Below are 12,627 nucleotides of genomic sequence, written 5' to 3'. Positions count from 1 at the left end.
CGGGCGTGAACGGGCCGACCGCGACGCCGGCCAGCAGATAGCCGACCAGGGGAGGCAGCCGGAGCTTGCTGGCGAGAAGGCCGCCCAGGAAGGCGAGAACCAGGCCCATGACGATGGTGGTGATGAGCGTCGTCTCGTGCGGCATGAGGATCCTTGTCCGGTCCTGGGCGGGAGAATCCCGCGATGGAGCCGGCCCAGCCAGATATGGTGGTTGCTCGGCGAGTGGTCAGCACGATGTGCAGCGGCACTGACGGCAGGTGTTCGTCTGCGCCCTCGCTTGTGCCTCCGCGCATTCCCATGTCCATTGCATGATGATGATCGAATACGGGGCTCGCTTCGACTTCGATGGCTGGATGGTCATCGACACTGCCGTGGTGAACGGCGAACTGGTCAGTGAGGCGGTTCGGCGTGGTCTGTCCTTTGATGACGCTGCGCAACTGGCTGAGTTCATGAATCGGTATGGAAAGGGTCTCCACGCCAATCAGAACTGAGGGCGCCCTCCCGCGAGCGAAAACATCGCGGGACCCGGGCGAGCACACTCGCAAAGTGGTGGAGGCGGCGCCACATAGGGAAAGGCAGCAACCTGGACGTTGCAACCTGGACGTTGCCCTTGGGGGGGCGCCATGAAGCCCGCCGTCATCGCCCTTCTACTTTCGTTCGCCATCGGTGCCGCCGACGCCGCAACCGGTGAGCGCAGTCCCACGCACCTCTTCGATCCCGGCAACCACGTCGACGCCGACGGTGTCGTCCGCGACCGTGGCGGGCGGCCCGTCGGGCGTATCGAGGCGGATGTGAAAGGGAGTCACGTGTTGCGCGACAACGCCGGACGCCACATCGGCAGCGTCGAGCGCGGCTCCGCCGAGGGCGAACTGGTCATCCGGGACAGCGAAGGGCGCCGCCAGGGCACGCTCGAACGCCGGCGGTGACGCGGAAGCCCCATCTCCGGGGCCACCGCCAACCGATCGTCGGATCAGTAGAACACCCCATCGTCCAGATCCTTCCTGAATTGTCCGCTCCAGGCGGAGGGAAGCGCCGAGCGATAGGCCCGGGAGGTTTTGGTCGGCGCGTAGGTCACGGTGATGTTGTGGAATTGGACCGTGCCGCCCCTGACGACGTGAGCCTCGACGCGGTCCTCCATGCTGAAATCGTCCGGGCGAAGCGTGACGTGGGCAACGCACCGTTCGAAGGTCTCCCTCTCGACGTTCTTGAGCATGGCGAAGCCTCCGGTTCAGGCCACGGGACCATGAATCAGGACGAAGAGCACGACCGCCAGCACGACGGCGACCGGGATCACCAGCGGCGGCACGAAGTATTCCATCGCGGCGCTCCAAGAAGATGAGGAACCGGAAGGCGTGGGCGTTTGAAGGGTCATCGTCGTGCTCCGTATGTTCGGCAGATCGGGCCGGGGATGCCGTGGCGGCTTCCTCATCATTGCACCACCAATCAAGGATTGCGGTGTAGCCCATGGAAGAAATGGTGATGAAATGGATTTTGCGCTGTGGCGATTTCGGCATATGGACCTATGCGCCACAGAAATACGAGGTGTTGATACCCAAATCACTGTGTCGATGCTTTGAGTGGAGTGTCGGGCATGATGCTCGATAAAACTTCGTAAATCTCAACGGCTGACCGTTACGGAGCTTTGCGACATGAAAGTCCCATCTCGGATCTTTTTCGTCCTGCGCAAAAAGGCCGAGTGGATCGTCCGCAGTGACAGTCTTCTGTTCGGCCCTTACGCGACCTGCGGCGACGCGTTCGTCGGAGCCGTGTCCGAGGCGCAGGCGGTCGGGCTTTCGGGCATTCCGAGCACCGTGATCATCGAGGACGAGAAGCTCGACCTGAAAGTCGGATGGCGCTACGGCATCGACCCGCTGCCGCTCCGATGCCGGTGACCGACCGGCACTCTTCTTCGAAACCTGCCGGAACCATCGGTCGGCAATCCGGTTCATCCTTTTGTGCTGCGTCGCAGCATGAATTTATCGCAGCGCAGCAAATCTGCGCCGCAGAGAGGCATTCCATGACCACCGCACAACTGATCCAGAGCAACCCCGCCAGGGTCAACGAGCTGTTCGCCAAGCTGGCCGACACCGGCAATGGCGCGCTGAAGACCCGCGAGAAGCTGTTTACGGAACTCAAGGAGGAGTTGGATCTGCACTCCAGGCTGGAGGAGCAGAACCTCTTTCCGGCGTTGCGGAAGCACGAGGAGACCAAGGGCCTTATTCCCGATGCGATGAACGACAACAAGCGCGTGCGTGCGCTGCTGGCCGAACTCGATCGCACGGCGAAGGACGACGAGGGCTTCCCGAAGAAGCTGGCGGAGCTGAAGACGGTCTTCCAGCGGCACATCCGCGACGAGAGAAAGGAGTTGCTGCCCGCCGTCAAGAAGGCGCTCGGCGACGACGAGGCCGAGGCGATCGCCCGGAAGATGGAGTCCGGCAAGGCTGAGGCCGAGGACGCCCGCCGCCAGCAGGCCGCGGAGCATCGCGCCGCCCAGCGGCGGGAGCGTGAGGAGACGGAGCGGCTGGAGGAGGAAGCCAAGGCCGAGGCGCGCCGTGTCCGCGAGGCCAGCGCAACGCTCGCGCGGAGCGCCACGGCCACCGTGGACGGTGGCTTGCGCGTCGCCGAGTCCGGTGCCCAGGCCACGCGCCACGCCAGCGAGGTGGCCGGACGTGTGGCGCAGCAGACCAGCGCCTCGATGGCCGAGACGATGCGCGGTGCCCTCGACGCCACGCAGCCGGCCATCGACAATCTCCAGGTGCTGGCCGGCTTGCCGCACGTTGCGGTCGGCGTCATGAACGAAGCCGCACGGACCTGGATGGAGTGGGTGGACCGGACCCGGCAGAGCGCGTCGCGTCGCGCGGAGGCTCTGACGCGCTGCTCCTCGCCACGGGAGTTCACCCAGGCGCAGGGGCGCTTCATGCAGGACGCCCTGGAGGCGTGGTCCGACGCCGGCAGCCGGATGGTGCAGATTTCGATGCGTGCGGCGGGGCAACTGCTCGAACCTGTGGAGCGGCAGGCCGAGCGTGCGAAGGATGCGGCCCGCGGCACCGGGCGACCGCGGGCGTAGGTCCGGCGGGCATCGCCGGATGCGAGCAAGGTGCGTGACCAAGATGCCCCCGCCGTTCCGACGGCGGGGGTCCGCTTCAGGTGTAGGGTGGCAGGGCGCTTCGAAAGCGGCGCCGGCGCCATGAATCGATTGCACCCCTCCAGGATTTCAGGCGATACGCTGACAGATAATCTCGGAAAACGAGTGCGCTTCAATCTTAATTGGTCGGACTGTTATTGTTGTCCTTGTTTTATCAAGTGAAGCACCCCATATCGGAAACGTCGATGGATGGCCGGACGACTTGTCTTCACGCTGACAGGATCAGCGCGGCTCTGACAATATCCTTGCCTGATCATGCGAATTCGACGCCCCGCGATGGCGGGAGAGCAATCCTTACGCTTGCAAAGGAGGTTTCCTGATGACCACGGGAACCGTGAAATGGTTCAACTCCCAAAAGGGCTTTGGCTTCATTGCGTTGGACGAGGGCGGCAATGACGCCTTTGTCCACATCAGCGCCGTGGAGCGCGCGGGCATCGCCCACTTGCAGGAAGGGCAGAAGGTGAGCTTCGAGCTGCTCTCCGACCGCAAGAGCGGCAAGACGGCGGCCGAGAACCTCAAGCTTCTGAGCTGAGCGCACCGCTGACACCTTGGTGCCCCTGCCCTTGCTGAGGATGCGGGGCCTTTGCCTTTTACGGACCGCGCCCCCGGTGGGACCGCTGAGGAGACCGTCATGGCCAAAGAACGGAAACGCGGCAATCGGGAAGTCCGAAAGCCGAAGCAAAAGAAAGAGCTGGTAGCAGTTTCCGCCGCGACGCTCAAGGGACTTCTGCCGTCTGCCGCAACGCCGAAAAAGAAAACATAGAACAAAACGGCGCGGCCGTTCGTCTTCGCCAAAAACAACGGCCGCGTCCGAATTTCCTTTGACGCTTGATTTCTTCTGGCGCCAATCGCACGCCGATGTCGGCCGGAAAGGCGCTCATGAACGCGATCCTCCGCTATGCTCTCGGGCATCGCACGCCACCGCTCCCCTGGAGCGACCAAGCCCCGGTGCGCGAGGAGCTTTTCGGCCTGGACCGGCTCGAGCAGCACGCCGAAAGCCTTGCCGCCGCACAGCCGGTCACGCGGAAGCCGCCCGCCGTCCTGTCCCTGCACACCCGCCTCGACGACAACGCCGCGGTGCTGCTCGCCGCCTACCGGGCGAGCGCGGCGGAGTTGGAGGGCGGCCGCGGCGTGGTTCCCGCCGCGGAATGGCTGCTCGACAACTACCACCTCGTCGAGGAGCAGATCCGCGAGATCCGCGTCGATCTGCCCCCCGGCTATTACCGCCAATTGCCGAAGCTCGCCGAGGGGCCGTTCGCCGGGTATCCCCGCGTGTTCGGCCTTGCCTGGGCCTTCATCGCCCACACCGACAGCCACGTCGATCCCGGCATCCTGCGCCGGTTCGTTGTCGCCTATCAGCGGATCCAGCCGCTGACCATCGGTGAGCTGTGGGCGGTCGCCATCACGCTTCGCATCGTCCTCATCGAGAATCTGCGCCGGCTCGCCGACCAGATCACCGCCGGGCGCGCCGCACGGGCGGATGCCGACGCGCTGGCCGACCAGCTTCTGGTGTCGGGGGACACCCGTTCTGCCCTCGAAGCGGACATCGCCACGCGCTCCTCCGGCCCGTTGTCCGAGGTGTTCGCCGCGGAGCTGGCGAAGCGGTTGCGGGACCAGGATCCGCGCACGACGCCGGCCCTGGGGTGGCTGGAGGAGCGGCTCAGGCTTCAGGGCGCATCGGTCGACGACGTGGTGCAGCACGCCCAACAGAGGCTGGGCGCCTCCAACGTCACCGTGCGCAACGTCATCACCAGCATGCGGCTGATCTCCGACATCGACTGGGCGGACCTGTTCGAGAGCGTGAGCCTCGTCGATGAGCACCTGCGCGCGGCAAGCGGCTTCGCCGCCATGGATTTCCCGACGCGCAACCTCTACCGGAGCGCCATCGAGGAATTGGCCCGCGGTTCGTCGTTCCCGGAACTCGCCATCGCCGATCGGGCGCTGTCCGCGTCACGCGCCGCGGCGGCGGAAGCGGCCAACGACGCCGACGCCGAGCGCGTCGGCGATCCCGGCTATCATCTGATCGCGGAAGGGCGCTGCGCCCTGGAGCGGAGCATCGGCTTCCGGCCGCCGGCCCGGCTGCGGATCAACCGTTTCAACGTTCGTCTGGGCATCGGCGGCTACGTCGGTGCGATCCTGTTCGTGACGGCGCTGCTGCTGGGTCTCGCGGTGTGGACGGTTTGGCTTCCCGAGCTGGGCGGCTGGCTCGCGCTGTTCGCCGTGATCGGCTTCCTGCCGGCCGCCGAGGTGGCGACGGCGCTGGTCAACAGCGCGGTCACCCGGCTCTTCGGCGCGATCACCCTGCCGGGCCTCGAATTGACGGACGGCGTGCCGCCGTCGCTGCGCACGCTCATCGCCGTGCCGACGCTGCTGACCGGCGAAGCCGACCTCCTGGAGCAGATCGAACGGCTGGAGGTCCACCACCTCTCCGGCGCCGGCGGCGACATCGTCTTCGCCCTGCTCTCGGACGGGCTCGACGCCGACCGGGAGGAGGTGGAGGAGGACGCCGCTCTCCTGGCGGTGGCCGCCACGGCCATCGACCGGTTGAATCGCCGCCACGGGCCGGGTCCTGACGGCGGCGACCGCTTTCTGCTGCTGCATCGCCGCCGGATCTTCAACGCCGGCGAGGGCAAATGGATGGGGTGGGAGCGCAAGCGCGGCAAGCTGCACGAACTCAACCGGCTGCTGCGCGGCGCCACCGACACCAGCTTCATGCCCGTCGCCGGCCGGGCGCCAGAGGTGCCGGCTGGCGTGCGCTACGTCATCACCCTCGACGCCGACACGCGGCTGCCGCGGGACGCCGCGCTGCGGCTGATCGGCAAGATGGCCCACCCGCTGAACCGGCCGACGTTCAGCGAGGCCGGGCAGCGCGTCGTCAACGGCTACGCCATTCTTCAGCCGCGCGTCACGCCGTCGCTGTCGCTCGGCCGCGAGGGGTCGTTCTATCAGCGGGTCGTCTCCGGTCCCGGCGGCATGGACCCCTATGCGGCGGCCGTCTCCGACGTCTACCAGGACCTCTTCGGCGAGGGCTCCTTCACCGGAAAGGGCATCTACGACGTCGATGCCCTGGAAGCCGCGCTGGCCGGACGCATCCCGGAGAATGCCCTGCTCAGCCACGACCTGTTCGAGGGAATCTTTGCCCGCGCCGGCCTCGCCTCCGACGTCGAACTGGTCGAGGAATTCCCGTCGCGCTACAACGTCGCCGCCAAGCGCCAGCATCGCTGGACCCGCGGCGACTGGCAACTGCTGCCCTGGATCGTCGGGCACCGGGCGGGGCCCCAGACAACGCCGCCGGTCGGCCGCTGGAAGATGCTGGACAACCTGCGGCGCTCGCTGCTGGCGCCGTTCACCCTGGCGGCGCTGGGCGTGAGCTGGCTGCTGCCCATGCCGTCCGCCCTGGCGGGCGTCCTGTTCGTGCTCGCCGTCGGCGCGGTCCCGGCGTTCCTGCCGACCGCGTTCTCGGTGCTGCCGCGCCGGCCGGGCATCCGCCTCGGCCATCATTTCGGCTCGCTCGTGGACGATCTACGGATGGCGGCGATACAGACTCTGCTGTCGGTCGCCTTCCTGGCCGATCAGGCGTGGCGTATGGGCGATGCCATCGTGAGGACGCTGACCCGGCTGTTCATCACGCGCCGCCGCCTTCTCGAATGGACGACGGCCGCGCAGGCGAGCGGGCGTCCGCGGCTGGATCTCGGCGGCTTCTATCGGGAGATGGCGGGGGGCACCGCGCTCGGGCTCGTCCTGGCGGCGGGAGCCGTTGCCGTGACGCCGTCGTCCTGGCCGCTGGCTCTGCCCTTCGCCCTGCTGTGGCTGACGGCTCCGGCCCTTGCGGCGTGGACCAGCCGGTCGCCGGCCGTGCCGCGGCGGTTGGCGATGGCGGACCCGGACGCACGCGACCTGCGCCTCACCGCACGGCGCACCTGGCGCTTCTTCGAGACGTTCGTGACGCCGGCCGACAACATGCTGCCGCCGGACAATTTCCAGGAGGACCCGAAGCCGGTCGTCGCGCACCGGACGTCGCCGACCAACATCGGTCTCTATCTGCTCTCCGCTGTCGCCGCCCGCGATTTCGGCTGGGCCGGAACGACGGAAACCATCGAGCGGCTGGAGGCGACGCTCGGCTCCATGCAGAAACTCCCGCGGTTCAGGGGCCATTTCTACAACTGGTATGGAACGCAGGACTTGCGGGTGCTCGATCCCGCCTATGTCTCCTCGGTCGACAGCGGAAACCTCGCCGGCCATCTGATCGCGCTCGCCAACGCCTGCGAGGAATGGATGGACGGCGCTCCGGCGCCGGACGCCCGGCTCGGCATGATGGATACCCTCGCCCTGGCGCGCGAGGCTGCCGACGCCCTGCCCGCCGCGGGCGAGCGCGGACGCCAGCTCACCGCCGTCCTCGACGAGATCGCCGCCCAGCTGACCGGGGCGCAAGCCCTCGATACGCTGGTGCCGACGCTGAAGCGGCTTACCGAGAAGGTGGCCGGAGCGGCTCACGACATCCTTCCCACGACTGGACCCACGGCCGGGCCCACGACGGGAGACGACGGACCCGCGGATCTGGTGTTCTGGATCGGGGCGCTGCGGGCGGCGGTGGTCGAGCATGGCCGTGACCGGTTTTGCATCGCCGAGACGCCGGACATCCTGAAGGGCCGGCTGCGCACACTCGCCGACACGGCGCGCGCGATGGCGCTCGCCATGGATTTCGCCTTCCTTCTCGACCCCGAGCGCAAGCTGCTGTCGATCGGCTACGCCCTCGCCGACAACAGCCTCGACCGCAGCTGCTACGACCTGCTCGCCTCGGAAGCCCGGCTCGCCAGCCTGTTCGCCATCGCCAAGGGCGATGTCACGACGCGGCACTGGTTCCGCCTCGGCCGCGCCGCGACGCCGGTCGGCAACGGTTCGGCGCTGATCTCCTGGTCCGGCTCCATGTTCGAATACCTGATGCCGTCGCTGGTGATGCGTGCGCCGGTCGGCAGCCTGCTGGAGCAGACCAGCCGTCTGGTGGTCGAGCGCCAGCAGGCCCATGGGCGGACGCTGGGGGTGCCGTGGGGCATCTCGGAATCCGCCTACAGCGCCCGCGACCTGGAGTTCACCTACCAGTATTCGAACTTCGGGGTGCCCGGCCTCGGCCTGAAGCGTGGCCTCTCCGAGAATCTGGTCATCGCGCCCTACGCCACCGGCCTCGCCGCCATGGTGGATCCGCACGGCGCCCGGCGGAATTACGACCGCCTCGCCGGGATGGGCGCGCGCGGACGCTACGGCTTCTACGAGGCCCTCGACTTCACCCGCTCCCGGCTTCCCGAGGGCGAGGACGTCGCCATCGTCCGCAACGTCATGGCCCATCACCAAGGCATGACCATCGTCGCCATCGCCAACGCCCTGCACGACGGCCGGATGCGCGCCCGGTTCCACCGGGAGCCGATGATCCAGGCCAGCGAACTGCTGCTTCAGGAACGCATGCCCCGCGACATTACCGTCGGGCATCCGCGGGCCGAGGAGGTCAAGGCCTCCGCGGCAGGAGCCGGCATCGCACCACCGACGGTGCGCCGCCTCACCGCGCCGGCCTCCGGCGGCGCCCCGATCGCCCACCTGCTGTCGAACGGGCGCTACACGGTGATGCTGACCGCGGCGGGGGCAGGCTACAGCCAATGGCGCGACATCGCCGTGACCCGCTGGCGGGAGGACGCCACCCGCGACGACTGGGGCTCCTTCATCCTCCTGCGCGACACGCAGAACGGCGACGTGTGGTCCGCCGGCGTGCAGCCGGTCGGACGCGAGGCGGACCACGCCGAAGTCGTCTTCGGCGAGGATCACGCCGAATTCATCCGACACGACGGCACGCTGACCACCACCATGGATGTCCTGGTCTCCGGCGAGGCCGACGGCGAGGTCCGCCGCGTCTCGCTGACCAACGGCGGGCGCCGGCCGCGCGTGATCGAGCTGACCTCCTACGCCGAAGTGGTCCTGACCACCCCGGCCGCCGACACCGCCCATCCGGCCTTCGCCAAGATGTTCGTCCAGACCGAACACCGTGCCGACTTCGGCGCGCTGATCGCCACCCGCCGCCCGCGCTCGCAGGGCGAGCCGCAGGTCTGGGCCGCCCATTTCGCCGTCGTCGAAGGCGAGATCGCGGCCGATCCGCAACACGAGACCGACCGTGCGCGTTTCATCGGGCGCGGCCGCACCGTCGGCACGGCTGCCGCCATCACCGACGGCCACCCGCTGTCGAACAGTGTCGGGACGGTTCTCGACCCGATCTTCTCGATCCGGCAGCGCGTGACGATTCCGCCCGGCAAGGTCGCGCGGGTCGCCTACTGGACCTTGGTCGCGTCGTCGCAGGCCGAGCTTCTCGACCTCGTCGATCAGCATGCCGACCGCAACGCCTTCGACCGGGCGAAGACCCTGGCGTGGACCCAGGCCCAGGTCCAGCTTCGCCATCTCGACATCGACGCCGACGAGGCGGCGGATTTCCAGCGCCTGGCAGCGCCGATCCTCTACGCCGACGCCCGCTTCCGGGCACCCTCCGAGACCATCGTTGGCGGAGCGGGACCCCAGTCGGGCCTGTGGCCGCACGCCGTGTCCGGCGATCTGCCCATCGTCCTGCTGCGCATCGACGACGTCGAGGACATCGCCCAGGTCCGCCAGTTGCTGCGCGCCCACGAATATTGGCGCATGAAGCGCCTGGCCGTCGATCTGGTCATCGTCAACGAGCGCGCCTCCTCCTACATTCAGGATCTTCAGGCCGCCATCGAGACCGCGGTGCGGAGCAGCCAGTCGCGGCCACGATTCGGCGAGGAACCCGCGCAAGGCTCGGTCCACGCGCTGCGCACCGACCTGATGGACGCCAAAGCCCGCGCCCTGCTCCACGCGGTCGCCCGTGTCGTGCTGATCGCCCGGCGCGGCCCCCTCGCCGACCAGCTCGCCCGCCTGCCGCAGCCGACGGCCCCATCCCCACCCGCCCGCGGTCCCGCGCCGCCGCAGCCCCAGCCGGCGCGGACGCCGCTGCCGGGGACCCTTGAATTCTTCAACGGCCTGGGCGGCTTCGACAAGGACGGCCGGGAGTATGTGACCATCCTCGACGCCGGACGCACGACGCCCGCCCCCTGGATCAACGTGATCGCCAACCCTGCCTTCGGCTTCCAGGTGGCGGCGGAGGGCGGCGGCTGCACCTGGGCCGGGAACAGCCGCGAGAACCAGCTCACGCCGTGGCCCAACGATCCGGTCGGCAACCCGGTCGGCGAGGCGATCTACATCCGCGACGAGGCAACCGGCGACCTGTGGAGCGCCACCGCGCAGCCGATCCGCGACGGCGGAACCTACATCGCCCGCCACGGCCGCGGCTACAGCCGCTTCGAACACCGGGCGCACGGCATCGCGCTCGATCTTCTGCAATACGTGCCGCTGGCCGACCCGATCAAGATTTCCCGCCTGACCCTGCGCAACCATTCGCCCGGCCCGCGCACGCTGTCGATCACCGCCTATGCGGAGTGGGTCCTCGGCGCGGCGCGGGGCGCGTCGGCCCCGTTCATCGCGACGGAGATCGACCCGGCCACCGGCGCCATGCTGGCCCGCAACCCCTGGAGCCTGGCGTTCGGTGAGCGTGTCGCCTTCGCCGATCTCGGCGGACGGCAGACGGCGTGGACGGCCGACCGCACCGAGTTCCTTGGCCGCAACGGCGGCCCAACAGCGCCGGCAGCGCTCGTCGGGCAGGTTCGGCTGTCCGGAGCGACCGGCGCCGGCCTCGATCCCTGCACGGCCTTGCAGAGCGTTGTCGAGCTTGGGGCCGGCGAGACGGTCGAAATCGTCTGGTTCCTCGGGCAATGCGCCTCGGCGGACGTGGCGCGGGCGCTGATCGTCCGCTATCGCGACGCCGATCTCGACGCCGTTCTCGATGCGGTCACCGACCACTGGGCCGCCGTGCTCGGCACCGTCCAGGTCAGGACGCCCGACCGCGCGATGGACATCATGCTGAACGGCTGGCTGCTCTACCAGACGCTGGCCTGCCGCATCTGGGCGCGCTCGGCCTTCTATCAGGCGAGCGGCGCCTACGGCTTCCGCGACCAGTTGCAGGACGGCATGGCGTTGGCCTTCGCCATGCCGGACGAAACGCGGCGCCATCTCCTGCGCGCCGCCGGCCGGCAGTTCATCGAAGGCGACGTCCAGCATTGGTGGCTGCCGCAGTCCGGGCAAGGGGTGCGGACGCGGATCTCCGACGACCGTGTCTGGCTCGCCTTCGCCACCGCCACCTACATCGCCAGCTCGGGCGACGCCGCGGTTCTGGACGAATGCGTGCCGTTCCTCGAGGGACCGGCGTTGCGTCCGGGCGAGCATGACGCCTTCTTCCAGCCGATGACCGCGGGCGAGTCCGCCTCGCTGTTCGAACACTGCGCCCGCGGCCTCGACCAGTGCCTCGACCTGACCGGCGAACACGGGCTGCCGCTCATCGGCACCGGCGACTGGAACGACGGCATGAACCGCGTCGGCCAGGACGGCAAAGGCGAAAGCGTCTGGCTCGGCTGGCTGCTGGTCCGCACCATCGCGCTGTTCGCGCCGCTGGCGGACGGCCGCGACGCCGACCGTGCGCGCCGCTGGCGCGATCATGCCGCCGCGCTGCGGCAGGCGCTGGAGCGGGAGGCCTGGGATGGCGCGTGGTACCGCCGGGCGACGTTCGACGATGGCACATGGCTCGGTTCGGCGGAGTGTGAGGAGTGTCGCATCGATTCCATCGCCCAGTCCTGGGCGGTGCTGTCGGGCGCCGCCGATCCCGCGCGCGCCGCGACGGCGATGGCGTCGCTGGAAAAGTTGCTGATCCGGCGAGACGACGGCTTGGCACTGCTGTTCACGCCGCCGTTCGACAGGACGACGCTCGATCCCGGCTACATCCGCGGTTACCCGCCGGGCCTGCGCGAGAATGGCGGGCAATACAGCCATGCCGCCATGTGGGCGATCCTGGCGTTCGCCAAGCTGGGTGCCGGCGACACGGCCACCGCCCTGTTCGCCCTGCTCAATCCGATCAACCACGCCCGCACACCGGAGGAGACCGACCGCTACAAGGTCGAACCCTATGTCGTCGCCGCCGACGTCTATTCGGTGGCGCCGCACACCGGACGCGGGGGATGGACCTGGTACACGGGTGCGGCCGGGTGGATGTACCGCGCCGGCGTCGAGGGCATCCTGGGCATCCGCCGCGAGGGCACGTTCCTGATCGTTGATCCTTGCATTCCGGACTCCTGGCCGGGGTTCGAAGCCACGGTGAGCGTGGAATCGACCCGTTACGACATCCGTGTGGACGCTGCATCGCACGGCGATCGCGACGCCTCGCACACGGTTCTCGACGGCTCGCGTCTCGACCGGACCGACGCCGCCGTGCGCCTGCCGCTCGATGGCGGGAAGCACACGCTGCTGGTGGTCCTGCCGCTCCGGGGGCGCCGCGAGGCCCCGTTGCGGCAAGGCGCCGGTTGCCGGGAGTGAACCGGCCCGCC

Annotated in this window: 9 protein-coding genes; 7 read left to right on the top strand and 2 right to left on the bottom strand. The window is 68.6% G+C overall.

The genetic code is table 11. From position 1 onward, the window contains the following. On the bottom strand, positions 1-145 hold a 145-nt coding region (locus TSO221_RS36430), incomplete at its 3' end, for a cation:proton antiporter (protein ID WP_199229498.1). Positions 146-308: 163 nt separating this feature from the next. Between TSO221_RS36430 and TSO221_RS16135 the strand changes: the two genes are divergently transcribed. Together TSO221_RS16135 and TSO221_RS16130 are read left to right on the top strand one after the other, a co-directional pair. Then, positions 309-491, top strand: coding sequence for a hypothetical protein (locus tag TSO221_RS16135; RefSeq protein ID WP_109119537.1), 183 nt, complete (start codon positions 309-311; stop codon positions 489-491). A 132-nt stretch (positions 492-623) separates the two neighbouring features. Then, positions 624-926, top strand: a complete 303-nt coding sequence (locus tag TSO221_RS16130; RefSeq protein WP_109119536.1) for a hypothetical protein — start codon at positions 624-626, stop codon at positions 924-926. 44 nt (positions 927-970) lie between these two features. On the opposite strand, the gene TSO221_RS16125 is transcribed toward TSO221_RS16130, so the two are convergent. Beyond that, on the bottom strand, positions 971-1,213 hold the full coding sequence (locus tag TSO221_RS16125; protein WP_109119535.1) for a hypothetical protein: 243 nt from the start codon (positions 1,211-1,213) through the stop codon (positions 971-973). Positions 1,214-1,649: 436 nt separating this feature from the next. On the opposite strand from TSO221_RS16125, the gene TSO221_RS16120 reads away from it, so the two are divergent. The 5 genes from TSO221_RS16120 (at position 1,650) to TSO221_RS16105 (ending at position 12,616) form a co-directional block, all read left to right on the top strand. Continuing rightward, positions 1,650-1,892, top strand: coding sequence for a hypothetical protein (locus TSO221_RS16120; RefSeq protein WP_109119534.1), 243 nt, complete (start codon positions 1,650-1,652; stop codon positions 1,890-1,892). A gap of 125 nt (positions 1,893-2,017) precedes the next feature. Next, positions 2,018-3,067 carry a hemerythrin domain-containing protein gene (locus TSO221_RS16115; protein WP_158284112.1) on the top strand — a complete coding sequence of 350 codons (1,050 nt, stop codon included), beginning with the start codon at positions 2,018-2,020 and terminating at the stop codon, positions 3,065-3,067. Between the two features lie 397 nt (positions 3,068-3,464). Further along, positions 3,465-3,677, top strand: coding sequence for a cold-shock protein (locus tag TSO221_RS16110; RefSeq protein WP_109119532.1), 213 nt, complete (start codon positions 3,465-3,467; stop codon positions 3,675-3,677). Positions 3,678-3,776: 99 nt separating this feature from the next. Then, a complete protein-coding gene (locus TSO221_RS36830) occupies positions 3,777-3,908 on the top strand; it encodes a hypothetical protein (protein WP_282187775.1) in 132 nt (43 codons plus the stop codon). A 116-nt stretch (positions 3,909-4,024) separates the two neighbouring features. Further along, positions 4,025-12,616: a glucoamylase family protein gene (locus tag TSO221_RS16105; protein WP_109119531.1), complete on the top strand. Its 8,592-nt coding sequence runs from the start codon at positions 4,025-4,027 to the stop codon at positions 12,614-12,616. Positions 12,617-12,627: the final 11 nt, after the last annotated feature.

Source organism: Azospirillum sp. TSO22-1, from assembly GCF_003116015.1.
Taxonomy (GTDB): domain Bacteria; phylum Pseudomonadota; class Alphaproteobacteria; order Azospirillales; family Azospirillaceae; genus Azospirillum.
This window is presented reverse-complemented; position numbering and strand designations above follow the sequence as displayed.

Coding starts and splice junctions, on each gene's coding strand:
- TSO221_RS16135 (WP_109119537.1), top strand. CDS start 309: ATGATGATGATCGAATACGGGGCTCGCTTCGACTTCGATGGCTGGATG.
- TSO221_RS16130 (WP_109119536.1), top strand. CDS start 624: ATGAAGCCCGCCGTCATCGCCCTTCTACTTTCGTTCGCCATCGGTGCC.
- TSO221_RS16125 (WP_109119535.1), bottom strand. CDS start 1,213: ATGCTCAAGAACGTCGAGAGGGAGACCTTCGAACGGTGCGTTGCCCAC.
- TSO221_RS16120 (WP_109119534.1), top strand. CDS start 1,650: ATGAAAGTCCCATCTCGGATCTTTTTCGTCCTGCGCAAAAAGGCCGAG.
- TSO221_RS16115 (WP_158284112.1), top strand. CDS start 2,018: ATGACCACCGCACAACTGATCCAGAGCAACCCCGCCAGGGTCAACGAG.
- TSO221_RS16110 (WP_109119532.1), top strand. CDS start 3,465: ATGACCACGGGAACCGTGAAATGGTTCAACTCCCAAAAGGGCTTTGGC.
- TSO221_RS36830 (WP_282187775.1), top strand. CDS start 3,777: ATGGCCAAAGAACGGAAACGCGGCAATCGGGAAGTCCGAAAGCCGAAG.
- TSO221_RS16105 (WP_109119531.1), top strand. CDS start 4,025: ATGAACGCGATCCTCCGCTATGCTCTCGGGCATCGCACGCCACCGCTC.